General features: G+C 56.2%; 19 protein-coding genes and 1 pseudogene. 10 read left to right on the plus strand and 10 right to left on the minus strand.

Going from position 1 to position 25076, the window contains the following annotated elements:
* Positions 1-5 precede the first annotated feature (5 nt).
* The 7 genes from tssH to M5G20_RS14500 all read right to left on the minus strand — a co-directional run bounded on the left by tssH (position 6) and on the right by M5G20_RS14500 (position 8847).
* Positions 6-2609, minus strand: a complete 2604-nt coding sequence (gene tssH / locus M5G20_RS14470; RefSeq protein WP_273919619.1) for a type VI secretion system ATPase TssH — start codon at positions 2607-2609, stop codon at positions 6-8.
* Entirely contained in the window at positions 2606-3676 is a 1071-nt protein-coding gene (gene tssG, locus M5G20_RS14475) for a type VI secretion system baseplate subunit TssG (protein ID WP_150736178.1), read from the minus strand. Before tssG ends, tssH begins: the two co-directional genes overlap by 4 nt.
* Positions 3640-5472: a type VI secretion system baseplate subunit TssF gene (gene tssF / locus M5G20_RS14480; RefSeq protein ID WP_273919620.1), complete on the minus strand. Its 1833-nt coding sequence runs from the start codon at positions 5470-5472 to the stop codon at positions 3640-3642. Before tssF ends, tssG begins: the two co-directional genes overlap by 37 nt.
* Positions 5472-5954, minus strand: coding sequence for a type VI secretion system baseplate subunit TssE (gene tssE / locus M5G20_RS14485; RefSeq protein ID WP_075949370.1), 483 nt, complete (start codon positions 5952-5954; stop codon positions 5472-5474). The genes tssF and tssE overlap by 1 nt, the downstream gene beginning before the upstream one ends.
* 25 nt (positions 5955-5979) lie before the next feature.
* Positions 5980-7482 (minus strand): type VI secretion system contractile sheath large subunit, encoded by a 1503-nt coding sequence (gene tssC, locus M5G20_RS14490; protein WP_075949369.1) that lies wholly within the window; start codon positions 7480-7482, stop codon positions 5980-5982.
* Between the two features lie 10 nt (positions 7483-7492).
* Complete coding sequence (gene tssB / locus M5G20_RS14495; RefSeq protein WP_273919621.1) at positions 7493-8026, minus strand: type VI secretion system contractile sheath small subunit; 534 nt, start codon at positions 8024-8026, stop codon at positions 7493-7495.
* Positions 8027-8094: 68 nt separating this feature from the next.
* A complete protein-coding gene (locus tag M5G20_RS14500) occupies positions 8095-8847 on the minus strand; it encodes a hypothetical protein (protein ID WP_075949407.1) in 753 nt (250 codons plus the stop codon).
* A 786-nt stretch (positions 8848-9633) separates the two neighbouring features.
* Here M5G20_RS14500 and M5G20_RS14505 point away from each other — a divergent pair.
* Positions 9634-10665: a hypothetical protein gene (locus M5G20_RS14505; protein ID WP_273919622.1), complete on the plus strand. Its 1032-nt coding sequence runs from the start codon at positions 9634-9636 to the stop codon at positions 10663-10665.
* A 9-nt stretch (positions 10666-10674) separates the two neighbouring features.
* Complete coding sequence (locus M5G20_RS14510) at positions 10675-11397, plus strand: hypothetical protein (protein WP_273919623.1); 723 nt, start codon at positions 10675-10677, stop codon at positions 11395-11397.
* On the opposite strand, the gene M5G20_RS14515 is transcribed toward M5G20_RS14510, so the two are convergent.
* On the minus strand, positions 11357-12142 hold the full coding sequence (locus M5G20_RS14515; protein WP_273919624.1) for a hypothetical protein: 786 nt from the start codon (positions 12140-12142) through the stop codon (positions 11357-11359). The two genes, M5G20_RS14510 and M5G20_RS14515, sit on opposite strands and share 41 nt — an antisense overlap.
* Before the next feature lie 426 nt (positions 12143-12568).
* Here M5G20_RS14515 and M5G20_RS14520 point away from each other — a divergent pair, with 426 nt between their 5' ends.
* From M5G20_RS14520 to M5G20_RS14555, 8 genes and pseudogenes are all read left to right on the plus strand, one after another.
* Positions 12569-13588 carry a hypothetical protein gene (locus M5G20_RS14520; RefSeq protein WP_273919625.1) on the plus strand — a complete coding sequence of 340 codons (1020 nt, stop codon included), beginning with the start codon at positions 12569-12571 and terminating at the stop codon, positions 13586-13588.
* Between the two features lie 2 nt (positions 13589-13590).
* On the plus strand, positions 13591-14295 hold the full coding sequence (locus tag M5G20_RS14525; RefSeq protein WP_150705102.1) for a hypothetical protein: 705 nt from the start codon (positions 13591-13593) through the stop codon (positions 14293-14295).
* A gap of 33 nt (positions 14296-14328) precedes the next feature.
* Complete coding sequence (locus M5G20_RS14530) at positions 14329-16185, plus strand: type VI secretion system Vgr family protein (protein WP_273919626.1); 1857 nt, start codon at positions 14329-14331, stop codon at positions 16183-16185.
* Between the two features lie 12 nt (positions 16186-16197).
* On the plus strand, positions 16198-16779 hold the full coding sequence (locus M5G20_RS14535) for a hypothetical protein (RefSeq protein ID WP_273919627.1): 582 nt from the start codon (positions 16198-16200) through the stop codon (positions 16777-16779).
* Positions 16780-16814: 35 nt separating this feature from the next.
* The gene (locus M5G20_RS14540) at positions 16815-17282 is read left to right on the plus strand and encodes a DUF1795 domain-containing protein (protein WP_273919628.1); all 468 of its coding nucleotides are present in this window, start codon (positions 16815-16817) and stop codon (positions 17280-17282) included.
* 5 nt (positions 17283-17287) lie between these two features.
* Positions 17288-21499, plus strand: a complete 4212-nt coding sequence (locus M5G20_RS14545; RefSeq protein WP_273919629.1) for an RHS repeat-associated core domain-containing protein — start codon at positions 17288-17290, stop codon at positions 21497-21499.
* Between the two features lie 3 nt (positions 21500-21502).
* Entirely contained in the window at positions 21503-21973 is a 471-nt protein-coding gene (locus M5G20_RS14550) for an SMI1/KNR4 family protein (RefSeq protein ID WP_150736163.1), read from the plus strand.
* Positions 21974-22091: 118 nt separating this feature from the next.
* A pseudogene (locus tag M5G20_RS14555) lies at positions 22092-22736 on the plus strand (RHS repeat domain-containing protein); the annotation flags it as partial.
* A 50-nt stretch (positions 22737-22786) separates the two neighbouring features.
* Here M5G20_RS14555 and M5G20_RS14560 read toward each other — a convergent pair.
* Together M5G20_RS14560 and M5G20_RS14565 are read right to left on the minus strand one after the other, a co-directional pair.
* Positions 22787-23419, minus strand: a complete 633-nt coding sequence (locus tag M5G20_RS14560) for a response regulator (protein WP_075949495.1) — start codon at positions 23417-23419, stop codon at positions 22787-22789.
* 29 nt (positions 23420-23448) lie between these two features.
* A complete protein-coding gene (locus tag M5G20_RS14565) occupies positions 23449-24816 on the minus strand; it encodes a cache domain-containing protein (protein ID WP_273919630.1) in 1368 nt (455 codons plus the stop codon).
* Positions 24817-25076 lie beyond the last annotated feature (260 nt).

The raw sequence follows: 25076 nt of genomic DNA on the forward strand, positions 1-25076 counted from the left end.
CCCGGTCAGGACAGGCGATAGGCGAAATCGCCATCGCTGCCCAACTCGATGTTCAAACTCTGAATCGGTTTGTCCTGCGCCATGCGCTCCAGCACCCGTTGCGCCAGTTCCGGCATCAGGGTCTTGGACAAAATGTTGTCGATGTTGCGGGCGCCGCTGTCGACCTCGGTGCAGCGTGAGGCGATGGCTTTGACCAACGCCTCGTCATAGCTGAGGACGGCCTGATGGTTGCGTTCGAAACGCTGACGAATGCGCTCCAGCTTGAGGGCGACGATGCGCTCCAGAATCGCGTCCTTGACCGGGTAATACGGGACGATGGTCAGGCGACCGAGGAAGGCTGGCTTGAACACCTGATTCAGTTCGTCGCGCAGCCCTTCGACGATGGCTTCCGGCGTCGGTTGCGGCTGTGCATTGAGGCACCACTGCATGATGCGGTCGGTGCCGGTGTTGGACGTGAGGATGATCACGGTATTACGGAAGTTGATCTCGCGACCCTCGCCGTCATCCAGCACACCTTTGTCGAACACCTGGAAAAACAGTTCGAGCACGTCCGGGTGGGCCTTTTCCACTTCATCGAGCAACACCACGCTGTAAGGCTTGCGCCGCACGGCCTCGGTCAGCACGCCGCCCTCGCCATAACCGACGTAACCCGGCGGCGAGCCCTTGAGGCTGGAGACCGTATGGGCTTCCTGGTACTCGGACATGTTGATGGTGATGACGTTGCGTTCGCCGCCGTACAGGGTGTCGGCCAGCGCCAGTGCGGTTTCGGTCTTGCCGACGCCACTCGGACCGAGCAACAGGAATACGCCGATCGGTTTGTTCGGGTCTTCCATGCGGGCGCGGGAAATCTTGATGCGCTTGCCGATTTCGTGCAGCGCATGGTCCTGGCCAAGCACGCGTTCGCCCAGCAGCGCTGGCAGGCGCTGCACGGTTTCGATTTCGTCGCGCAGCATCTTGCCCAGCGGGATGCCGGTCCAGCCGGAGATCACTTCACCGATGGTGCCGCCATCCACCAGGGCATGCACCAGCGGTTGCTCGCCCTGGACGCTGATCAGCTCGGCGCGTACGGCGGCAATCTCGAGGGCATCGGGTGATTGATTTTCCGGGTGGCTGAGGGCACCCAGTTGCTCGACCAGTTGCAGTTCCCGTTGCCATTGTTGCTCGAGGGCGTCGCGGGTCTGCTGTTCGTTCAGCAGTTCGGCGTTGAGGGTGCTCAGGCGTCGGGCGTGGTCGCTGCCTTTGGCGGCTTCCTGCTGCAGTACCGAGATTTCCGCCTGCAAATTGTCGATCTGACGCTTGCAGTCTTCCAGCGGCCCGGGCTGCGCCGATTGCCCCAGGGCGACCCGGGCGCAAGCGGTGTCCAGCACGCTGACGGCTTTGTCCGGCAACTGGCGCCCGGTGATGTAGCGATTGGACAGGCGCACGGCCTGCACCAGCGCTTCGTCCATCACCGTGACTTTGTGGTGTTCCTGCATCTTGGCCAGCAGGCCACGCAGCATGTGGATCGCCTTGTCTTCGTCCGGCTCTTCGACTTTCACCACCTGGAAGCGGCGGGCCAGGGCGGCATCCTTTTCGAAGTACTTCTTGTACTCGGCCCAGGTGGTCGCCGCGATAGTGCGCAGTTCGCCGCGAGCCAGGGCTGGTTTGAGCAGGTTGGCCGCATCGTTCTGCCCGGCCTGGCCGCCCGAGCCAATCAGGGTGTGCGCTTCGTCGATGAATAGAATGATCGGGTGCAGGCTGCGTTTGGTTTCTTCGATGACTGACTTGAGGCGGTTTTCGAACTCGCCCTTCACCCCGGCACCGGCCTGCAACAGGCCCAGGTCCAATGTGTGAATGGCCACGCCCTTGAGCACCGACGGCACGTCACCCTGGATGATGCGCAGGGCCAGGCCTTCGACCACGGCGGTTTTGCCGACGCCGGCTTCACCGGTGAGGATCGGGTTGTTCTGGCGGCGACGGGTCAGGATGTCGACCATCTGCCGCACCTCGAACTCGCGACCGAGCACCGGATCGATCCGGCCTTCGCGTGCACTTTGCGTGAGGTTGATGGTGTATTGATCAAGGGCCGGGGTTTTGCCGTTGCCTTTTACCGGGTTGGCGCTGGCGCCGCCGGACGTGTCCAGCGCCTTGGCCTGTTTCGACTCGGCACTGCCTTCTACCAGCGCGTTGAGGTTCACGCGTAAATCGTCGGCGTTGATCTTCTCCAGTTCGGCCGCACCCGCAATCACCACCCGGCGCAGCTCATCGTCATCCAGCAAGGCCTGCAGCAGATGACCGGTACGGATCTGCGCCTGGCCGAACTCGATGGAGGCCAGCACCCACGCCTGCTCGATCATGCGGGTCAGGTGCGGGGACAGCGCCGGGGTGCGGGTATTGCCTTTCTTGAAGGTCCCCAGTGCCGTCACCAATTGTGCCTGCAAACGCTCAGGCACCACGTCGTAATGGCGCAGGATGGCCGGCAGGTCGTTGTCGTTGCTGTCGAGCAACTGCAGCAACAGGTGCTCGACTTCGACATCGTAGTGGTGTTCCGACAGACAAAGCGCCGCGGCGCTTTCGGTGGCGGTGCGGCTGGTGTCGTTCAGCTTGGCGAACAGGGACTTCAGGTTCACAGGGAGACCCCATCAAAAGGAATGTGGAAGAGCGCGCAACGGGAGGGTTCCACGTCGACGCCTGGACGTTTGAGCCAGCCGAGCCGGCCCAGCGAAACATTGCCCTGGCGACCGAGGCGGGCCACGGGTACGGCTTGGGTTTTGAGCTTGGGCGCCAGCTGGAAGTCGAGCTCGGCACCGACATAGAAACGCACCAGTTCCAGCAGTTTCTGGTAGTCGATGGCACCCGGCTGCAAGCGTTGATAGTCGGCCAGCTCCAGTGGGGCCGTCTCGATGCGCACGCACGATTGGTAATCCCAGACCCGGTTACCGGCGACGGCACTTTGCCCGAGCACGGCGTTCTTGCGGCCCAGTTGCGTGCACTGGCTGGCATCGAGTTTGAGCCAGCGCCCGGCAAACGGCTTGACCTTGAACGGCAGCGAAAAATAGAAGCTGAGCATCACTTCCAGGTTCAATGCGTTGCGTGGCTTCTGGGCGAACAGGCCGGAGAAATAGCTGAACAATTCACGGCGCAAGGGCGAGCCCTGTTTGTCGAACTTCTGCTTCTGCGCCTCGGGACCGAACCCCACCAGGTTGAGCAGATAGCGGTCGAAATCCGAGCTGCCGTTGCGCTCGTACTCGATGTAAAACTTGTACTTTTGCCAGGCCTCGTAGAACAGCGTGGTCATGCGGTGCGAAAAGATGTCGAGAAAGGCGTGCGCCGCGTCATCCCGGTACTGGATGTGTCGCTCGATCAACAACTCAGTGTACGGGCGCGGCAAGACACCCGACGGCCCCACCAGCCCCATGAACGTGACCTGCACCTCGGACAGCGGCAGGCCGGCCACCGACACTTTGCCTTCGCGCTCGAACTGCAAGTCGCTGACTTCACTGGCCGGGAAGTTGAGCGACAGCTGCGAGCGAAAACGCAAAGGGTCTTCGTGCGGTCGGGTTTCCAGGTCCATGCGCCCGGTTCTGCTGTAATGCAGGCGAAGCAAGCGCACCAATTGGAAAAACTCGAATCGGTGCGGCTCAGCCCGTGCCTGGTCAATCAGACCAGGGGTTGATCGCCGGTTCGCGGTGGCCATTGGACGACTCTCTTTTCGCGCTGCAAGGTGCGAAGGGTTAATTGGGTAAAACTGTTCATGGAGCAGTACTGACCAAAGAAGTGATCGAGCACCATGCCGAACAAAAACACACCGCTGCCGGTGTATTGGCTTTCATCGAAATTGAGGGTGATGCCGACGCCGCGAACGAAGTTCGGCCGCGGGTGACCGATGCGTGCAACCACCGGTTCGCTGCTCACCGAAACGATGCCGTTGATCTGTTTGCGGATGGCTGACACGTTGCGGTAGTTGTAGAGCGACAACAGCTCCAGCAGCACTTCGCGACCACGGGAGACCAGCGACATGTGGTTCAGCGACAGGTGCGAAATCAGCCGCCAGATCACCCCGTTGCCCAGCGGCACCCGGGCAGTGGCGGTAGGTTTGCGCAGGCAGCGGATGTCTTTGATCACCGAGTTGCCGGGAATATTGAAATCGCCGCGCTCGCCCCCGAACGGCAGCATCAGCGGCAGGTCGCGGTTGCTGCAGGTCAGACGGATGCTCAACGTATCGTTGTTGGCCTCCAGCAAACCCAGTTCGCGGTCCACCACCCGAATAAACACGTTCGAGCCGTCACGCTGGCCGGTGTGCACGGCGCGGCGCCGGGCAATCCAGAAACTTTGGCCGGGGCCTTGATCGCCCCGGGGTTCGAAAAACGGATGGCACGTGCCGACCTGATCGATACCGCCGACCTTGCGCACGCGCCGCACGCGATCAATCGACACCACTTCGGCCGAGCTTTGCAGACGGACATCCGGCGTCACCGCGTACTCGTGCTGGGCGTGGGTCAGCTTGACCGGCTCGGCCTGCTGGCGGAACAGGTTAATGATTGGCGTGCAATTGAGCTTGAAGTTATTGCGCCCGATATTTTGCGTCAGGCGCGCCAGGCGATCGCTGAGGTCGTAGTCGGAAAAGTAGAAATTGACCTCGACTTGCTTGATTTCCTTGCCCGCCAGAATGCGTGCAAAACCGGACAGGTCGAAGAACATGAACTTGTCGGGGAAGGTGAAGTATTCGTGCAGCAAGCGATAACCGAGGAACGAACGCTCCGAGTAATCCACCAGCCCTTCGTCCAGGCCGTAACCGACCGCTTTCAACGCATTGGCCGGCAAGACCACCTCGCGGCTTCGCCCTTGATCCTCGAAGCTCAACGTGGCCTTGGCCAGGTTGTTGAACAGCAGTTCGTACAACTGCAGCATCAACGTGCTTTCGCCGTCGAGGAAAAACCGCAGGCTGTCGAGCTCCATCTTGCCGAACATCACATCGGACGTCGCCGCCAGGCCAATGCGCAAGCGCGCGACCAGGTCAGCGCTGTGGCCGTTGAACGCCGAGCGTTCCATCTCGATGAACGACGCCTGTTGCACCGCCACCGGCCACAGCTCGACCGGGTAGCAGGTGCGGAATTTACACACCACACCCTCAATCGGGTTGGCACTGAGCTCGGTATGCCGGGGCACACGGAACGCTTCGGTGATTTTTTCCTGCTTGCCCAGGTTGAACTCGACGATCGACATCGACGGGGTAGGGCGCAGGTAGTGCGGGTACAGCACTTCAAGAAACGATTCGACGATTTCCGGCAGTTCGTCGTCGAGTTTTTTGTGCACCCGCGCAGAGAGGAACGAGAACGCTTCGATCAAGCGCTCGGTGTGCGGGTCTTCGCAGTTATCGCCCTCGATGAGCAACCGCGAAGCGATTTTCGGATACTGGCTCGCAAACTCCTGGCCCAAAAAGCGCAGGTGCGACAGTTCCTTTTCGTAATAGGGCAGCAGATCGTCGAGCATCAGTTGAGGTTCTGCACTTTGTATTCCTGGGTGTTGACCTGCAGCACGGCGTCGAAGGACACCTGCCGGTTGACGTCTTGCAGACGCAAGACGGCATCCACGCGAAAGGTCAGCATGCGTTGGCCGGTTTGTTGCGCGAGCAGTTGGACTTTGACGCTGCGAAAGCGCCGGTCGCCGTCGCTGATCGCTTTCTCGAGTTGCCGCTGAATCAACAGACGATCCTTTGGATCAAGCACGCTGCGGCTGGTGAAATCCGGCATGCCGTAATCGAGGATGCTGCCGCTCAGATTGACGAAATCGTCCAGCTCGTTGGCGACCAGGGACTGGCGAGTGTTGACCAGGATCTCCAGGTCGCGAACGATGCTGGCCTTGTAATCGGCCAGCGAACACAAGCGTTGCGACGACGCTTCGATGGACTGGTGCGGACGATCGTCCAGCAATCGGTCCAGCAGTGAGGGCAACAGCTTGTGTTGATTTGTCATATTGCCTCCCTGGCAATGTGCTCGATCAGCCGCGGGTCGATTGCGGCAATTCAGCGACCAGGCGCAACGACGCGGTCAGTTCGTCCAGTTGATAGTGCGGGCGCAGGTACGTCACGGCCTTGTAGACGCCTGGTTTGCCCGGTACTTCGAACACCTCGGCACGGGCTTCGCGCAGCGGGAACTTGGCCTTGGCTTCCTGGCTGGCGGTGTCGTCCAGCAACACGTAGCTCGACAGCCACTTGTTGAGGAACAGCTCGACGTCCTTGCGCGAGGCGAAGCTGCCGATCTTGTCGCGCATGATCGCCTTCATGTAGTGCGCGATGCGCGAAGTGGCGAAGATGTACTGCAATTGCGCGGAAAGCCGGGCGTTGGCGTTGGCGATGTCGGTGTTGTATTGCTTCTGCTTCTGCGCCGACTGGGTGCCGAAGAACGCGGCGTAGTCGGTGCCTTTGCAGTGCACCAGCGGAATGAAACCGAGGTCCGACAGCTCTTTCTCGCGGCGGTCGGTGATGGCGATCTCGGTCGGACACTTGAGGGCGATTTCGCCGTCGTCGGTCTTGAAGGTGTGGGTTGGCAAGCCTTCAACCAGGCCACCCCCTTCGACACCACGGATGGCCACGCACCAGCCGTAACGGGAAAACGCATCGGTGACCCGGGTGCCCAGCGCGTAGGCGGCGTTCATCCACAGGTATTTGTTGTGGTCGCGTCCGTCGACACTTTCGACAAAGTTGAATTCTTCGACCGGCGTGGTATCCGGGCCGTAAGGCAGGCGACCGAGCACGTGGGGCAGGGTCAGGCCGACATACCGCGAGTCTTCGGAGGCGCGGAACGACTTCCACTTGGCGTATTCAACGGTATCGAAAATCTTCGCCAGATCCCGTGGGCCGGACATGTCGGTAAACGAGTCCCAGCCGAACAGCTCAGGCGAGGCCGCCGAGATGAACGGCGCATGGGCGGCCGCGGCGACATGGGAAATCTCTTCGAGCAGGTACATGTCTTCCGGGCTGCGGTTGAACTCATAGTCACCCAGCAGCATGCCGAACGGTGCACCACCGAAGGTGCCGTACTCTTCTTCGTAGATCTTCTTGAACAGCGCGCTCTGGTCGAATTCGGAGGCAGCCTTGAGATCGCGCACCAGGTCTTTTTTCGACGCATTGAGCAAGTGAATCTTCAGCGTGGTGCTGGTTTCGGTCTGGTCGACCTGATACTTCAGGCCGCGCCAGGACGCTTCCAGCTGCTGGAATTCACTGGCGTGCATGATCTCGTTCATCTGCTCGGAAAGCATCGCGTCGATTTCGGCGATGCGCGCATCGAGCACGGCGATCAGGTCCTTGCTCGGCGTCATTTCGCCTTCAAGGATCTGGTTGACCAACTCGCCAATCAGGTCACGGGTACGGCTGCGCTCGGTTTCGGAGCGGGCGACGCGGCTTTGCGAAATGATGCTGTCGAGCAGCGAGGATTGCGCGGTGAAGTTTTCCACTTCAACCAGTTCGCTGTCCTGTTGAGTCACGGTTTGCTTGTCGTTCATCGTCAGGCTCCTACGCTTTGCCGTCGGTGGCTGGAATGGCGGCTTCGCGACCGAATTCCTTGCCCAGGGTTTTCAACTTCTCGGTGTTCTGCAACACGTCCATCAGCAGCTCTTCGAGCTTGTCGTTGCCGCCCATCTTGTTGCGCAGGTCCGCCAGCTTGTTGCGCACTTCCAGCAGCTTGCGCAGCGGCTCGACCTGCTTGACCACGTTCTGCGGTTCGAAGTCTTCGAGGGCGTTGAAGTTGAGCTCGACACCCAGCTGCGTGCCGTTTTTCGCCAGGGTGTTGTCGACGCGATAGGTCAGGCGCGGCTTGATGCCCTTGAGCACGCCGTTGAAGTTGTCGCGGTCGATGAAAATGAATTTGCGCTCCTTGAGCTTCGGCAGCGGCTCCAGCGGGTTGCCGGAAAAATCGCCCAGCACACCGACGACAAAGGGCAGCTCTTTCTTTTCCTGAGCGTCACCGATATCCACGTCGTAGGTGATATGGACCCGAGGCGCGCGAACGCGGTCGAGTTTGTGCTGGGTACTTTCCTTCTTCGCCATCGTGATCTCCTGTGCGAACAATTCGCTGCAAGTCGTTTGCGTGTCGGTTCAATGGTTGGCCGAGCGCGTTACATTCCTTCGATCGTCAGCAGCAGGCGCTGACGGATTTCATCGTTCATTTCCATGATGTTGGCGTGCCCCACCAGCTCTTCGAAACTGGTGTTGCCGGCAATCTGGGTGCTGCTGCGGATCACGGCCTCGTCGGGCAACTGCGAGCGAACCGGCGAGCTGATGACGCAGAAGGGCAGGTCGCCGAACTCCTTCAAGCGTTCGAAACTGACGGGGAAACGCAAGCCTTCGAGCAAGCGGCTGATGCCGGGCGATTTGCTCAGGCAGTAGAACAGCACCAGGTAATGCACCACGAAGCGGTACAACTCGGCGCTGCTGCGATTGGGGTCTTTGATGATGGCGCGGAAGCGGGCCAGGTCGAAAGAACTGAACCCGACCACCCAGCGCACGGGGCTGGTGATGCGAATGGTCTGACCGCTTGCGCTCAGCACCTTGTCGTACTCCAGCGCAAACAATTGCGGGGTGGTACTGAGCAGGTTGAGGGGCACTTCGAGCTCATTGACCAACTGGAATGGAGCGGTCGAGCCGATGCGGTCGTAGAGCTCCTTGAGCTCCTTGAAATGGTGCTGGGTCTCGCGCCCGCTGCTGCGTTGCGCACCCTGCAGGTACTCACCGAAAAACGTCTGCGGACGAATCAGCAAAGCCAGGGTCGCCAGATAATCCGAGGCCTGCGCCTTCAGCGCATCGGAAATGGCCCGGGTCTGGCTTCGCAGCTTGATCAATGCTTCAACATCAAAAAACGCTTGAGTCATCGGTACATCGTCCTTGAACACTCCACGCCTTCCTGGATAAAAACCGGAGCATGTCGAGTGACTTGATTCTCCATGGACATCGATCCACGAGAGGTTAATTACTGATGTTCGTCATCACGGAAACACACTGCCGGGAATAACCGGGAGTGCGATGCTGGCATATGGATATTGAGTTGCCAGTAACGTCGTGTATGGCAACACGTCGTATCGAAAAGTTCATTCGGCGGCGGATTTTTTCTCGTTTTTGTTACACGCCGCAATGATGTCCGCTTGCCACTACTTGATGGATGTGTCTGTCAGACAGTTCCGAAAGCCAGTCAATTCAATGGTTTCAGAGAGGCCATGGATCCAATTTTTAACTGAAAATAATTTTAAAAAAGGTGAACCGGTTCATCTGATGTCAGTAGTTTGACGCTTTGCAGTGATCAAGGGAGAAGCGATACCGAAGCAAGATTGACGTGCCAGCACTTGGGCGAATAATTTCCGGAGTAAAAAATACCGGCTTGACACTGTGTATTGCATGGATGCTTCCTTTCGCACGTGCTCGGATCGCTCTTGAAAAAGTGTGACGTAGTTCAATTTTTCTGAATTCCTACGGCACTTTCCGACAGGGTAGGAGCCGCAGCGTCATTCAGGGCAGCGGGCGCGAATGCAGTTTTATAGATTGTGTTAGTACGCAGATACAGCCCGCATGAGTATGGCTCATGAAGTGCAGGTCAGTTGTTGTGGCGCGTAGCGGGTTCTGCCGAAAGTTTTTTTCGGGAAGGCGGTAAGAGGAGAGGGAACATGGACGAAAGGTATTTACCCTGTACAGTTGCGAACCCGCGCGGAACGCGTCAACAAGCCGGATTGATTGGTGGCGGCAGTCTTTCATTTCCCAGTGAGATCGCTTCGCGGTCTTTCCCGGCGCCGCAAAATTTTGCCGGTTATTACGCGACAAACGATTACAACGCAGCGATGTTTCTTGCGCATGAGTTGGCTTCGCCTGAGTCGGATATGTCACCCAGTGAAACACAAGAGTCCGTGCAGCTGCTGCGCTCGCTAATCAGGAAGCTGTCGGTTGCAATGGACATTACTGTTGAAGCTCTGAAAGAATTACAGAGAACTGCAGAGGCCATCCCGGAGATAGGTCCTTTGATGTTCTCCCCGGCCAACTTGCCGGGCACGTTGGCCAGTGCAGGCACCAGCGTAGCTGCATTTTCCAAGTCGAAGTCGGTTATAGACTTGCTGGATCTCTCCGCTGCCGACAAGAAAAACCTCATCAAGTGGGCCAATAGTCGTGGAACAGCGAATTCAACCTCAGCTAAAAAAGCCTTCAAGGGCCGGATAAAACTGATTCGGATTGCGGGTCAATTGCATTTTGAAGTGCCTATAACCGCCCAAGCGCAGAGTTACAAGGTACTTGGTCAGGTAGGGCAGCAAGCTGCTCATCTTCCGGTTTATGGAACGAAGGCTGCATTGAACAGGAGTGCAATGTTGCATTCCAGCGGAGCGGCAGGCGGGCTGAAGCTCATGACGGGTAATACGGTCGGTTTTGCTTTGGCCGTTGGGCCGCAGGCTTATTTTGACTATACAAGTTCGGCATCTATGGGTGAATTTTATACAAAGTCTGCATATAGCCAGCCTACTAATGTTGCTTCGTTTGCAGTTGGTACTGCGGCGACCATGGCGGTAAGTTTTTATTTAGGAGCTGCCGCACTAGGTGCAGCTCCTTTAGTGCTAATTGTTTTGATTGGCTGGGGCGCTGGGCTTGCCACGCTGGCGGTTATGAGCAGTACAGGGGCTGATAAAAAAATTGGCGATATTTTTTCAAAATGAATACTAAATATGATTGATTCTCACAGTTTAAAGAAAGGCGGCTGGATAATGTTTTTTTCCGCCGCTCTGTTTGGTGTCTTTGGTCCGTCAAGCTTAAGCTATTTTTGGTGGGTATATCTGATTTTTGTTGTTGTTTTTCTAGGCTTTGTTTTATATCTAATTTACTGTTGTGAGCGATTTGTATTGTATATGTCTTCCTTGTTTCTGCTCGCAGTGGGCCTGTTTGCCTATTTAGCCTGTACGGTAGCTTATTTTACTGCTTCGGCAGTCTTAGGTGCAGGAAATGTATTTGCTGTGCTGCTAGGCTTGGTTCCTGCGATAGCTGTAGTTTTAACCGTTGTCATAATACTTGTTGGGGAAACAGCTTTTTTTCCTTTCGAATGTAAAGGGAATAGAGTAATCACGCGAGGGCGGCAGCAGAAAAAAACAAGCTATAACGTCGGATTGATAGTAGGTGTTTCAGTGCTCGCAAGTGGGGTTTTTTTTAAGTCGGTAGATGCCCAGGCGAGCAATGTACTTGCAGTATTAATATGTACTGGGTGCTCAGTGGCTATTTCGGTTTTGTCACGTCACATTATTCGAGGTCTGCGTACACTCTATATCGAAGAACGTAATATGCCAGTGCCTTATACATTTATGAAGATTGAAGAAATACGCGAAGCCCGCAGCCGCTGGTGGCTAGGCCGGTTGTTTAAATGGATGGGGTCCCTGCGCCAGTCGACAGGTTCCTGACTACCAGAGCGTTAACGCGGTGGTTGCCCGAACATTGATTCCAGGAGTTACACACCACCGCTCCAACTGCGACCGGAAATGCGGCGGCGGTAAAAAGCGCCCCTGCCGCCATTGCAGCCGCATACCCAATCGCAGTCGCTATCCCTGCTTTAATTAACTCAACGCCAACGCCTGCAAAAAGATCAGAAAGTACAGCCTCGTCATTAAATACCCATTCCAATACTTCAATGCCAACCGCGACATAGCAAGAAAGTTTAAAGCCTTTTACTGAAGATCCTCGAATCCCATATTTGCCTATTCCAACCTCAACTAACTGAGCATTTCGAATCCCGTAACGAGTTCCTTTCAAGCGGTTCCGCAACCCCGGATATCCAGTTAAAACGACATATCGCTTTCCGTTTTTAATTAAGACGCGAATCTTGGTTCCAATTCCGCCAATGTCACTGAGCAAGCGGCCAACGTTGTACGCATCATAGGCGCCCAACGCTGCCGGTACTCCCCAGTTCGTATTGACGAAAGAATGTACGGTCGCGTTGTAGATTGATTGCGTGTTGCCCCAAAGACCATCCAGCATTTCCGGTTGGGTCCTGGAGCACATGGTTGGTGGCTGGGTGCCAGTATCTGCGGTGCCGTTTCGTTGTGCTATCAACGCGTTTGCGTCATCCATGTTCAGAACGACCATTTCATGTTGATTGCTGTCCATGTCACGGCCCAGCTGATCGAGTTGTGTATCACTCAAACTCATGACGAACTCCCTGTAAGCCTGTCTACTCGCCTTACGTGGCAAGCGTCTGAAGTGCAGGGTGCACTGACCGAAAATTAAAATAAAACAGGCAAATTGCCATCACTGAGAAGTGTTTCGTTACCTTGACAAAGAACTTTCAAGAGGTTTCCATCGCTGACTTGAGGCCAATTTTTGCAGGATGCAACGAATGATAGCGGGCAGTTGACCGCCCAGAAAAATCAGCTAACCGCCTTCGATTCCCCCGCTACCTACCGAACAATAACCGATTCTGGTGATCTTTGGCGGTCAGGAGGGGCTTGAGATTTTTGCGATTGTCATTGCGGCAAGCTGAGCCATGACAGGGTTTGAAAGTATTTCAAAAGCGAAATAATCAGATGTGCGACCGCGCAGGATCCAGGGATTTTCACTTTTTAAAGGAGCTGTTGCATGAATAATGGACTTTATCCCTGTACGGCCGCCGATCCAATGGGTGTTGGCCCCCACGATGGGTTGTTAGGTGAGGGGGCACTACCATGGCCAAGTGAAATTGCTTCCCGAGCGTTTCCTTCTTCATTGGCTATCGGAGGGCTCTACTCTACCGATGATCTGAGTGCTGCTGAGTTCCTCATAAAGGAATTGAGTTCACCTGAGGCAGAGTTGAGTGAAGACGAATATGAGGAATACTGGATACTGCTGATCTCCCTTATTGCTAAACTGAAAAAGGCTGTAAATGTCACGGCAGAGCAATTTGCAAAGATACAGAAAAAGGCAGTTTCAATTCCTGTAGTTGGACCATTGCTGTTTTCACCGGCGAACCTGCCCGGTACCTTGGCAAGTGTTGGGGGGCTTATTCATGCTGGCTCGCGAGCAGCCAAGGTTGAAGACCTTCTTGATATTGATAAATCAACTAGGAAGCAACTTAAAAAATGGATTGCCTCGCGTGGCAAATCTGGTAGTGTCTCAGCAAAGAAAACATTTCGTGGGCGAATTAAAGTTGTTCGAATAGCGGGTGCGCTTTATCTCGAAATACCGGCATCAGCTAAAGCCAGTATCTATAGAGTCGCTGGCAAAGTAGTGGGTGATGCCATTCATATACCTACTCATAACGCAGCCAAGGCGTTGCGGGCGACAAGTCATGTTGATGCCGCTGCGTATGGTCAAAGGGGCGTGGGTCGCGTACTTGTTGGCAATGCAGCTGGGCCGCTGCTTGCATTTGGTCCCCAACTCGTCATGGATATTAGAAGTTCAGAGAGTACCGATGAATTCCTTGAAAAAACTGCTTACAGTCAGCCTACCAATGGTTTGGTTTTTGCCAGTGGTGTAATTATTGGTGCAACCGTTAGTGCCCCTGCAGTTGTGGTGATTGCGTTGGGTATTGGAGCAGGCTTGTTGATACAGGTGGTCATGAGTGATGAAGTTACAGGTTGGGGGACTTCTTTCGGAGATGTTCTTTTGGGGAAGGATTGACTATGTTTAGTGTTGAGTCTCAGCGGTTTTTGTCCACGGTGTTCGGTACTTGGTTTTTGTTTTCTTTGCTGGCTGCATTCTCGATTGGGATTCTGCCGGAAATTATGACTTTGCCTGCAGTTTTTGCTGTCCTATGGTTAACGTATTGGTGCATAAATTGTGCTTATCGGACGGAAAGGTTCACCAAATACGCTAGCCTTCGGCTATTTACCAATCTTGCCATTGCGCCTGGTTTTGCATTTGTCGCTGCGTTGGTGACTTGCTATAAGCAATTAAAGTTGAATGCTCCGTTAGCTGTTTTTATAAGTTTCGTTCCCGTATTCTTGTCCTTGATTGTCTATGGCTTCCTATACCGGTGGCGTGGAGGTCATAGCCCTTTAGTCGTTCGAGGGCAGCGGGTCGAGGTGATAGGGGCTATCCAGGAAAATCATTGGTTATTAGGTGTGGTTGGCGCTGCTTTGGGCTCTTTAACCTATCCAGTTTTTTACGCATATAAGTCGTCGACTTCAATGCTGGTGTTTCTTTTTATTGTCATATCGTTGTTTATGCTGTTTTATCACCGTTCCAGTATATCTGCGTTAAGAACCCTGAAGGAGCAGGAGGCGCGAGAAGGTTCTTGTTTTACATTTATGAATATTGAAGAGATTCGTAAAAAGCGCGCTTCCTCTTTGATTGGTCGGATGTTCACTGCAAATATTGATCGTTGAGATTTATCAGACTTCAGTTTCAAGGAGAGTGAAATGTTAATGGACTTGCTTGCGATGATGAGCCCGCAAAATAAACGGCTCTTCAAACTCAACACGTTTGCCCAGCCCGGAGACGAAGAACTGCTGCTGGAATACTTCTCCGGAACTGAAGCATTATCGAAGCCTTTCCAGTTTGATCTAGGTCTGTTAAGCCACCGGGCGGATGTAAAGCTAAAATCTTTGATCGGCCGTCTCGCAACGGTTGAAATTGAGCTCGCGGATGGTTCTACACGTTATTTAAACGGATACATCAATCGTTTCAGTAGTAAAGGCAGCGATGGTGGAGTCATTCGCTACGGTGCGGTGCTGGGACCATGGTTGTGGATGCTTACCTGCCGATTTGATTCACGGATTTTTCAGGACAAGACGGTACAAGACGTGCTCGTCGACGTTTTTGGTAATTTTGGTACTTTGCCGAAATTTGAGTTTCGCCTGAGCAAAACACTCAAGCAGCGCAGTTTCATTACTCAGTATCGCGAAAGTGACTTCAATTTTGTACAGCGACTGCTTGAGAGCGAGGGGTTGTTTTACTATTTTGAACATACTGCTGACTCGCACCTAATGGTTATCGCGGATAACTCCAGAACTTTAGATCCATTACCCGAGCAACCACAGATTCGTTTTCACAGCGCATCGGTGACAGAAACGGCAGACTCGATCACTCGTTGGAGCGCAACTCGTCAGTTGCAGTCAGGCAAGATCGCTGTGCGTACTTTTGATTACCGACAGCCGCGGAACTTCTTACCTGTCACCATGCAGAGCCTCAATCAACAAGGGAATGTTGAAAAATTTGAAGTCTACGACTTTCCCGGACAGTACACTCACGGCTCCTATGAAGACGGTGAAGCATTTGTGCGAAATCGGGTCGAGGCGTTGGAGTTACTCGGAAAAACGTTTTATGGCGACAGCAACTGTCGCGCCATGAAGCCGGGTTTCACCTTTGAGTTGACGCAGCACTACGAACACGATCTGGGCTCTGCTGAGAATCGACAGTTTTTGCTCATCAGCGTTGAACACAGCGGTAGCAATAATTATATGACCGGCGATCAAGCTGGTTATCTGAACAAATTTGTTTGCGTGCGTAGTAAGATCACCTACCGTCCCCAACTGACCACGCGTAAACCATCTATTAATGGCCCACAAACCGCGATCGTCGTCGGCCCACCGGGTGAAGAAATCTACACCGATGAACTGGGCCGGGTAAAAGTGCAGTTTCACTGGGATCGCTACGGGGAGTTCAACGACAAGAGTTCCTGTTGGGTCCGTGTCGCACAATCCGGAGCCAGTGGCGGTTTCGGCAGTGTCTTGATTCCTCGGGTTGGCGACGAGGTAGTCGTGTCTTTCCTTGATGGTGATCCAGATCGCCCGCTGGTCATGGGCAGCCTCTACAACAGCCAGAACACGCCGCCTTGGTCGTTGCCGGCCAACAAGACGCAAAGTGGTTTCCTGACCCGGTCGATGAAAGGCGACGGCGGTACGGCGAACTTCTTCCGCTTCGAAGACAAGGCCGGTGCCGAGCAGATCATCATGCATGCCGAGCGCAACATGGACACCGAGATCGAGGTCGACGAGAGCCACAGTGTCGGCAGCAACCGCACGATCACGGTGGGTGGCACGCACACTGAAACGATCAAGAAAGACACGGTGATGAACGTCCAGGAAGGGTCGCTGACAATTCAGGTCGACAACCAGTTCATTCAGGTCAACGCCAAGCAACACATCATTCTTCAGGTAGGGGAGAGCAGCATCATCCTCACGCCGGACGGCATCGAGATCAAAGGCAAGGCGATCACTACGACGAGCACCGGCACGACCCAGATCACCGGCTCCGAGGTCAGGGTCAATGATTGAGGTAACGGCGCCATGACCAGAGTCAGTCTCTACGATCGCATTTCCGAAAAGCGTATTGCGCAGGAGGAGGCTGAACGCCTTGCCCAACAGAACGCGGTTCTCGCCCAGCCTGAGCCCGAGCCGGAACCCGCGCCTGTTGTGGCGCTGCAAGACACGCCCAGCCATTTCACCTTCGCGGGTTTCAATCTGGCATTCCCGGCGGGGTTCCATTTCCGTGAGATCCAGACCACCGTCGAGCACGAAGGCGAGCCGGTCAGCCTGACGATCAAGCGACGCGATGTGCAACAGGGGCAGACACTGGAGCAGCTTTTCGAGGCCGCGTTGCAGGCGTTTCGCGAGGATCATCCGGACGTGCGCATCATCCGCCAGCGCGATGTCAACGTGGCCGGCAGTGCGGCGAAGTCGGCGGATCTGCATTTCAAGAGCGGCCATGCCGATCGACACGCGCGTCTGGTCGGGGCGCTTGTGCCGGTCGCCGGACGTGAAGATATGCAATGGCTGAGCATCGGTTGCGAGATTGATCCGGCCAGACCCGCGCTCAGTCTCTGGCTGGTTGATTTTGACGGCATGCTCGATGGCCTCGCGGCCCGCTGAAATGCCCATTTTTTGAATTCAGGAATTTACATCACATGGATTATGAGTTGCAGGAAGGCAGCATTGTGTTGCCACAGGGTTTCCAGGATCGAACCGTTAACATGTTTGTGCTGGGGGCAAGCATTCCCGCGCCGTTGAGCATCACCATTTCCCGGGACACATTGCTGCCCGGCGAGGCGCTCAAAGCCTACGTCGAGCGTCAGATCAAAATGCTCGCATCCAAGCTGCGCGGCTACACGCTACTGGGCAAAAAAGCCGTAGCGCTGTCGACCACCGCGCCAATCGACGGCGTGCAGATCGATGCGTATTACATGACCGATGGCCGACCGTTCTACCAGCGTCAGGCAGCGTTTCTGATTGCCCCTGATCGCGCGATCATTTTCTCCACCACCGCCCAGGCTGACTTCAGCAGCGAGCAGAACCAGAACTGGATGGACCTGCTGGCGAGCTTTCAACCTCGCCAGCCGGGCGCCCCGATGACCGACTCCAGCCCCCAGGAGTAACGGTCATGTTTGAAGCCGCAAGGTTTGGTGATGAACTGTCGCACACCAGTGCGTTGGGCGGGTTTCTCATCGGTGCAGCACTGGGTATCGCGCTGATCGCCACGGTGGCGATCGCGACGTTCACCTGTGGGTTTGGTGTGGCATTGTTGGCGGGTTTACTTGCAGGCGTCGGAGGTAGCCTGCTCACCGCGGCCGGAGAGAAGATAGGCAGCATGTTTTCTTCGCCCGCGGGGACCATCGTCACCGCGTCGCCCAATGTCTTCATCAACAGTCGCAAAGCGGCTCATGTGGAGAAAAGCACCGGCGCCTGCGACAAGCATCCCGGCCCGGTGAAGGTCGCCGAGGGTTCGACCAACGTCTTCATCAACGGCACTGCGGCCGCCCGCAAGGGTGACAAGCTGACCTGCGGCGCAACGCTCTCGAGCGGTTCGGACAATGTCTTCATCGGTGGCGGAACCTATCGCTACCTGCCGGTGGACGACGAAATTCCCGGTTGGCTGCGGACCACGGTCGACATTCTGATGGCGGTCGCGGGTGCGGCGGGTGGTATTGCCCAGTTGATCAAGGCCGGAACCCAGGCCGGCATGAAAGCGGTCATGCCCTGCGTGCTGAAATTCACCGCCGGGTTCGTCGCCGGCGAGGTCGCTTCGCGTTACGTCGTGGGGCCTGCGATCGAGCGTGCGGTGGGTGGCCTGGTCGGTAATCCGGTCGACGCCACCACCGGCCGCAAGGTCATCACCGACGAAACCGACTTCAGCCTCCCGGGCCTGATGCCCATTCAATGGTCGCGTTTCTATGCCAGCGACCTGAGCGTCGACAGCGTGCTTGGCAAGGGTTGGGTCTTGCCCTGGGAGCAGAGCCTGCGTCGCAGTGGTGCTTTCGTTTATCTCACCGACAATCAGGGCCGCGGTGTTCCATTCGTCGACGTGCAACCGGGGGAACGCATCTACAACCCCCACGAGCAGGTGCATCTGGTCCGCACCGAAGGTGGCCATTACCTGCTGCAAACCCTCGACAACACCTTCTTCTACTTCGGTGAAGTGGCGGACGACAACATCCCCGTGCCGCTGCAACGCATCGAAAATGCACTGGGCCATTTCCTGCATTTCACCCGCACCGCCGAGGGCACGCTTACCGATATCAGCGCCACCGGTGGCGTGCGGGTGCACCTGCATTACGACAACCCGCTGGGTCGCCTGACCGACGTCAGACGCGTGGTCGACAACCAGGCCGTTGAAACCCTGGTGCAGTACCGCTACGACGACCATGGCCAGCTCAATGAAGTAATCAACCGCAACGGCGATTCGGTACGCCGTTTCAGCTATGTCGATGGCGTGATGGCCAGTCATAGCAATGCCTTGGGCCTGACCTGTAACTATCGTTGGGAACAGATTGGCGGCCAGCCACGCGTGGTGGAGCACTGGACCAGCGATGGCGAACGTTACCAGTTCCGCTACGACATCAAGGCCCGAACCACGCGGATCACCGATGTGCTCGGGCGCGAAGCGGAGATTCATTACAACGCCGATCATCGCGTCACCTCCAGTCGCGATTTCGGTGGCGAGCACTACGTCATCGACATTGATGACAGCGGCAACATGACGGGCCTGACATTGCCTGATGGCAACCGGCTCACCCTCAAGTACGACGAATACTCACGCCTGCTCGAAGAGACCGATCCGCTCGGGCGCGCGATCAAATACCGCTATCACCACCTGACTACGCTGGTCACGCAGGTCGACTACCCGGACGGCAGCACCTGGCAGGCCCGCTACGACGACAAGGGCAACCTCATCGCCGAAATCGACGCCCTCGGTCACACCACCGAGTACCTGAACGGTGACGACGGCCTGCCACACACCATCATCGATGCGACCGGCAAATCCAAATACCTGTGGTGGAACACTCTGGCCCAAGTCGAGCGCTTTCAGGATTGCTCGGGTAAAACCACCACCTATCGCTTCGACGAACGCCAGCACCTGGTCGCTGTCACCGACGCGTTGGGGCAGACCACCACACTGGAACGCAAACCCGACGGCGAAGTGCTGCGCATCCAGCACCCGGACGGCAGCGCCGAATCGTTCACCTACAACGCCCTCGGCCAGGTGCTGACGCACACTGACGGCAAAGGCCAGACCACGCGCCTGCTGCGCACCGCCCGTGGCTTGCCGAGCAGCCGGCAGGATGCGAAGGGCCAGCGCATCCGCTACGAATACGACCCGGCGATTCGCCTGACTGCACTGGTCAACGAAAACAACGCGGCGTACCAGTTTGCCTACGATGCGTCCGACCGGTTGGTCGAAGAAAAACGCATCGACAACCTGACCCGGCGCTTCAGCTACAACCTCGGCGGGCATCTGACGCAAGTGGATGAAACGGGCTACGGCGAACGCGGTGAACGGCCACAACGCCGTACCGAGTTCGAGCGCGACAGCATTGGCCGGCTGCTGGCCAAGCTCAATGCCGACGCCCGTCAGGATTATGCGTATGACGACGGCGATCGATTGCTGTCGATCCAGCGCCTCCCGACCGCGCAAGGCAAGCAAATCGGCGTCAGTGAGGAAACGCTCGAATTCTCCTACGACCTGCTCGGCCGTCTGATCCAGGAGACCACGGCGCAAGGCGCCTTGTCCTACGAATACGATCCATTGAGCAACCTCACCACCCTGACGTTGCCCACCGGCCAACACCTTAATCACCTGTACTACGGCAGCGGCCACCTGCACCAACTCAACCTCGACGGTCAGCTGATCAGCGACATCGAGCGCGACGACCTGCACCGCGAAGTCCTGCGCACCCAAGGCGCACTCACCAGCTGCTTCGGCTACGACGCCATGGGCCGCAAGAGCTGGCAGTTCGCCTCGCGTCTGCCAGCGGAAAAACTCTCAAAAATTCACAACCCTGGCATCCAGCCCGACCTGCTGGTGGAGCACGCCTACAACCCGATCCACCGCCGTCACCAGTACGACCCGGCCGGCGAGTTGACCCGCACCCTCGACAAGCTGCGCGGCGAGATCAAGTACGAATACGAAGCCAACGGCCAGTTGCACAGCCGCGACACCGGCAAGCTTGTCGACAGCGAAGAATTCCGCTACGACGCCGCAGCGAACCGGCTGAACTTCAACACCAGCCAGTTTGACCACGTCAAAGATAACCGTCTCAAACGCTGGCGGGATCAGGAATATGCCTACGATGCGTGGGGCAACCTGATCGAAAAACGCAGTGGCATGGGCAAACTGCAGACGTTTGTTTATGACTGCGAAAACCGCTTGGTCAAGGCCGAGACGCTGGTTAACGGCAAGCTGGAAAGCAGCGGTTTTTATCGATACGACAGCCTGGGACGGCGGGTCGGTAAGCAGTCCGTTGTTAATGGCGTGACCGAGCAGAAACACTTCTTGTGGCAAGGCCTGCGGATGCTGCGGGAGGAAAGTCCGGGGCAGAGCAGTCTGTATCTGTATGAGCCGGGTAGTTATGCGCCTCTGGCTCGCGTCGACCAGGCGGAAGGTGAGGAGCAAAAGCTTTATTACTTCCATACCGACCAGATTGGTACGCCGCTGGAGATGACGGACCGAGAAGGGCAGATTGTCTGGCAGGCGACGTACAAAGCGTGGGGGTCGGTTGAGAAGCTGACGGTTAATGACGTCGAGCAGAACCTGAGGTTTCAGGGGCAGTATTTTGACGATGAGACGGGGCTGCACTACAACACGTTTCGGTATTACGATCCGGAGGTGGGGCGGTTTGTTACGCAGGATCCGATTGGGTTATCTGGCGGGTTTAACCTGTATCGCTATGCTCCGAACACAGGTAGTTGGACCGATCCATTGGGGTGGAGCTGCTGGGCTGCTAAAAACGTAGCCGGTCGAAAGGTGTACCAAAGAAATGATATTTTTGATCCGAACTACGTTGATGATTTGGGAAGGACAAACGTTCAAAGGATGAGCAAAGGGGATGCGCCAATAGGAAAAGACGGAAGCGAAGTGAATCTCCACCACCTTACCCAGGACGAGCCTGGCTCAATGGCAGAAATTCTCAGCAGTTTTCACTCAAAAAATGATCGAGTGCTGCATATGTACTCTAATCAGTGGGATAAAAGTTGGGTTGGGTCGGATGGTGTTAGGCGGCTTTATAATAGCGCCCCCAAGAGTATGAATCGTGGGCCGTTTAATACATGGAAAAAAAGTTACTGGAAGGAAAGATCATTGGATTTCGGAGTCTGAAGTATGAGCTATATTGATATGATTGAGGCTGAGATTAATGCGTCTGGTGAAGATCCTGCATATGCAGGTGGCGCTAGTGACTCCATGATATCTGAGTTCGAAAAAGAACTGGGAGTTAGTTTTCCGAATTCGTACAAGCTGTTTCTTCAGAAGTTTGGTGCTCTGTCATTTGCCGGTGAGACGTACTATGGGGTTACTAAGAGCGGGTTGGCCGCAACCGCAATTCCTAGCGTTTTATTTGCTACAAAAAACGCACGATCTCTTGGTGATGCCGATAATGGAATGATTGTTATTAAGTCTTCAGGGTATGGTCCTATATATTCAATTGATACTTCTATAATTGGAGAGGCAGGAGAGCCTGTAGTGGTGGAGACGGAGCTTTCATTTAAAAGAGATGGTGATAAAAATGTCATTTTCAAAAGTTTTGAAGATTTTTTTTGTGACTCTGTCAGGCAGGCTATTAAAGATCTTTAATGCTGCGGACGAGTGACGTGTACCTCACCGGCTTCTAGTAGAATTCAAGCGAAATTAGACGCGTGGTGAGGTTGCATATCAAGTTGATAAGGAACCAAATGATTGCCACGATTCGCAGGAGCGCGACGACCTGCACCGCGAAGTCCTGCGTACCCAAGACGCACTCACCAGCTGCTTCGGCTACGACGCCTTGGGCCGCAAGAGTTGGCAGTTCGCCTCGCGCCTGCCAGCGGAAAAGCTCTCAAAAATTCACAACCCTGGCATCCAGCCCGACCTGCTGGTGGAGCACGCCTACAACCCGATCCACCGCCGTCACCAGTACGACCCGGCCGGCGAACTGATCCGCACCCTCGACAAACTGCGCGGCGAGATCAAGTACGAATACGAAGCCAACGGCCAGCTGCACAGCCGCGACACCGGCAAGCTTGTCGACAGCGAAGAATTCCGCTACGACGCCGCAGCGAACCGGCTGAATTTCAACACCAGCCAGTTCGATCACGTCAAAGATAACCGTCTCAAACGCTGGCGGGATCAGGAATATGCCTACGATGCGTGGGGCAACCTGATTGAAAAGCGCAGTGGCATAGGCAAACTGCAGACGTTTGTTTATGACTGCGAAAACCGCTTGGTCAAGGCCGAGACGCTGGTTAACGGCAAGCTGGAAAGCAGCGGTTTTTATCGATACGACAGCCTGGGACGGCGGGTCGGTAAGCAGTCCGTTGTTAATGGCGTGATCGAGCAGAAACACTTCTTGTGGCAAGGCCAGTCGATTTCGATGCCTCGAGCAAGCCCGCGCCTGCGGGGTTCTTTGGGTTAGCGAGAAATAAGCCCGTGATCGAGGGCGTATTTGACCAGCGCCGCCGGTTTGTCGATGTTGAGTTTGCGCCGGATGCTCAGGCGATGGGTTTCCACCGTACGGACGCTGATGTCCAGTTCCCGGGCCATTTCCTTGTTGTTCAAGCCTTGCGCCATTTTGGCGAGTACCTGGCTTTCCCTTGGGGTCAGCTCGTTGTCAGTGTTCCTGTCGGCGATCAAGCGTTGGGCGATTTCGGCGCTGTAGAAGGTTCCGCCGCTGGTGATGGCTTCGATGGCGGCGATGATTTCCCGTGACGGGGCGTTCTTCAATACGTAGCCACTGGCGCCGGAACGCACCGACTCACTGACGTATTCGTAATTGTCGTACATGCTCAGCATCAGCACCTTGAGCGACGGGTACTGACTGCGCAGCACGCGGGTCAGCTCCAGGCCGTTCATGTCCGGCAGGCTGATGTCCACCAGCAGCAGGTCCGGCTTACAGCGCCCAACCATCTCGATGGCCTGTGCGCCGTTTTCCGCTTCGCCGACCATTTCCAGTGGCGACATGACGGCCAGCAGCGCCTTGATGCCATCGCGGACCAGGGAGTGATCGTCGACCAGGGCAACGCGGATCGGGGAGGGCAGGTTCATGCAGGCTTCACTCTTGTTATTCAGGGGTATCAGCGTTGGCGGGGGGGCAGTTGCATCGGAAGCAGAACATCCAGCTCGCTGCGTCCCGCCATCGAAATCAGTTCGAAGCGGCCACCAAAATGCTCGACACGTTCGCGGATATTGCGCAGGCCGATGCCGGCGTGACGCCGTTCGACCTGGGCGACGTTGAAACCCACACCGTCGTCGACCACGGTCAGCCGCACGGATTGTTCACAGCCGCGCAGGGTAATGGAAACGTTTTTTGCCCCGGCATGACGTTCGATATTGGTCAGGCCTTCCTGCACGATGCGGAACAATGCAACAGCGGCGCCATCCACCAGCTGACAGTCGAACTCATTGTCGTCATAGGTCACCGTGAGTCCGCTGCGCTGTTCGAATTCCGCGGCCAATTGGCCGATCGCGGCCGACAGGCCAAGGGTGTCGAGCAAGGATGAGCGCAGGTCGTGAGAAAGGCTGCGCACCTCGCCAATCGCTTCGCCCAGCCGTTCGGTGGCGTCTCTTAACGTGCCCAGGCCTTTGTCCTGGGCCTGACCGTTTTCCAGCAGATGGCTGGCCAGTTCGAACTGAAACTTGATCGAGACCAGCACCTGGCTGATGCCGTCATGCAGCTCGCGGGATACCCGTGAGCGTTCTTCCTCCTGGAGGCTGACGATACGCTGGGTCAGGCGCTGCAGTTTTTTGTCCGCCAGACGGTGCTCACTGACGTTGAGGGTCATGCCGGTGGCGAACACGAACAGCACCGCGACGAGGGCGACCACGGCAATCGCCATCATGGTCTTGCGGATGCCCATCGCCACTTCGTCTCGGGCCTGTTGGGTGGCGCGCTCGACGTCTTCGAGGTAGATGCCGGTGCCGAGCATCCAGCCCCAGCGATCGAGCATCACCACGTAGGCTAGCTTGTCGGTCACTTGACCGGAGGACGGCTTGTTCCAGGCATAGCGTTGAAAGCCTTCACCCGACTGCGCGCTTTTGAGCAAGGCCTGGATGACCGGAAGGCCATGGGGGTCTTTCATGTCCCAGAGGTATTTGCCCACCAGTTCCGACTGCCGCGCGTGCATCAGGCTGCGGCCCTCGTGGTCGTACACGAAGAAGTAGCCGTTGATACCGAAACTGAGTTTGCGCAACTCTTCGAGCACTTTTTGCTGGGCGTGGACGTCACCGTGACCGTCGTCGTAAAGCGGCTCGATCAGGCTTTGCGCCATTTCGACGTAGTTTTTCAGTTCCGCGCGTTTGCTCGCCAGAATGCTGTCTTCGATCAACTGAGCCTGCTGATCACCGAGTTGGCGATTCAGGGAAATCACCAGCGCGCAGATGACGGCAATGGCCAGCACCAGCGGCAGAATCCCGAGGGCGACGATCTTGTGTTTGAGCTGCATCTCTAATCCTGGCGGGGCCGGGGAGGGCGAAGGCTCGGCATCATATGCCAAAGCGAGGGCGGGCCAGTAGCGCGGCTGGACGGAATGACCGGTGAGCGGGATGTCATTGAGTGGAAAGACCAACCTCCGTCTACGTAGAACTACGTAGAGAGCGCGTACGTAGTAACGCGGATTTATTTGTGGACGGCATGCGCGGATATTGGGCCAGCTCCGCACAGCGGACACAATTATAAAAATTACCGCCGCAGTCACGAGCTGTC

Source organism: Pseudomonas sp. TNT2022 ID1044 (assembly GCF_028656895.1).
Classification (GTDB): Bacteria; Pseudomonadota; Gammaproteobacteria; order Pseudomonadales; family Pseudomonadaceae; genus Aquipseudomonas; species Aquipseudomonas reinekei.

What these genes read in the sequence shown, in the direction of transcription:
- tssB (WP_273919621.1), bottom strand. Translation starts at nt 8,026, where the DNA reads ATGGCGAAGAAGGAAAGTACCCAGCACAAACTCGACCGCGTTCGCGCG.
- tssF (WP_273919620.1), bottom strand. Translation starts at nt 5,472, where the DNA reads ATGCTCGACGATCTGCTGCCCTATTACGAAAAGGAACTGTCGCACCTG.
- M5G20_RS14540 (WP_273919628.1), top strand. Translation starts at nt 16,815, where the DNA reads ATGGATTATGAGTTGCAGGAAGGCAGCATTGTGTTGCCACAGGGTTTC.
- M5G20_RS14545 (WP_273919629.1), top strand. Translation starts at nt 17,288, where the DNA reads ATGTTTGAAGCCGCAAGGTTTGGTGATGAACTGTCGCACACCAGTGCG.
- M5G20_RS14535 (WP_273919627.1), top strand. Translation starts at nt 16,198, where the DNA reads ATGACCAGAGTCAGTCTCTACGATCGCATTTCCGAAAAGCGTATTGCG.
- tssC (WP_075949369.1), bottom strand. Translation starts at nt 7,482, where the DNA reads ATGAACGACAAGCAAACCGTGACTCAACAGGACAGCGAACTGGTTGAA.
- M5G20_RS14500 (WP_075949407.1), bottom strand. Translation starts at nt 8,847, where the DNA reads ATGACTCAAGCGTTTTTTGATGTTGAAGCATTGATCAAGCTGCGAAGC.
- M5G20_RS14525 (WP_150705102.1), top strand. Translation starts at nt 13,591, where the DNA reads ATGTTTAGTGTTGAGTCTCAGCGGTTTTTGTCCACGGTGTTCGGTACT.
- M5G20_RS14510 (WP_273919623.1), top strand. Translation starts at nt 10,675, where the DNA reads ATGATTGATTCTCACAGTTTAAAGAAAGGCGGCTGGATAATGTTTTTT.
- M5G20_RS14565 (WP_273919630.1), bottom strand. Translation starts at nt 24,816, where the DNA reads ATGCAGCTCAAACACAAGATCGTCGCCCTCGGGATTCTGCCGCTGGTG.
- tssE (WP_075949370.1), bottom strand. Translation starts at nt 5,954, where the DNA reads ATGACAAATCAACACAAGCTGTTGCCCTCACTGCTGGACCGATTGCTG.
- M5G20_RS14550 (WP_150736163.1), top strand. Translation starts at nt 21,503, where the DNA reads ATGAGCTATATTGATATGATTGAGGCTGAGATTAATGCGTCTGGTGAA.
- M5G20_RS14505 (WP_273919622.1), top strand. Translation starts at nt 9,634, where the DNA reads ATGGACGAAAGGTATTTACCCTGTACAGTTGCGAACCCGCGCGGAACG.
- M5G20_RS14520 (WP_273919625.1), top strand. Translation starts at nt 12,569, where the DNA reads ATGAATAATGGACTTTATCCCTGTACGGCCGCCGATCCAATGGGTGTT.
- M5G20_RS14530 (WP_273919626.1), top strand. Translation starts at nt 14,329, where the DNA reads ATGTTAATGGACTTGCTTGCGATGATGAGCCCGCAAAATAAACGGCTC.
- tssG (WP_150736178.1), bottom strand. Translation starts at nt 3,676, where the DNA reads ATGGCCACCGCGAACCGGCGATCAACCCCTGGTCTGATTGACCAGGCA.
- M5G20_RS14515 (WP_273919624.1), bottom strand. Translation starts at nt 12,142, where the DNA reads ATGAGTTTGAGTGATACACAACTCGATCAGCTGGGCCGTGACATGGAC.
- M5G20_RS14560 (WP_075949495.1), bottom strand. Translation starts at nt 23,419, where the DNA reads ATGAACCTGCCCTCCCCGATCCGCGTTGCCCTGGTCGACGATCACTCC.